Raw genomic sequence first — 220 nt, forward strand, 5'->3', positions numbered from 1 at the left:
GCTCAACCTTCGCCTCTGGCACTGCATCGCCGTGCCGATCGGCGGTCTCGAGCTGCGAGAGATAGCGGGCGATGCTCTCATCGATCCGCTCAAGACGCCTCTTCATCTTGGCCTCGGTGAAGTTCTTGTCCCGCGCATTGACCGCCTTGAACTTCGATCCATCGATGGCGACGCTCGCTGCAACAAGCAGATCGAGCTTGCGGCACAGCGCAACGAACCC

The 220-nt window shown here is 60.9% G+C and carries 1 pseudogene; it reads right to left on the reverse strand.

The features are described from left to right. A pseudogene (locus CWO89_RS45580) lies at positions 1 to 220 on the reverse strand (IS5/IS1182 family transposase); the annotation flags it as partial.

This window comes from Bradyrhizobium sp. Leo170, from assembly GCF_004296405.1.
Classification (GTDB): Bacteria; Pseudomonadota; Alphaproteobacteria; order Rhizobiales; family Xanthobacteraceae; genus Bradyrhizobium.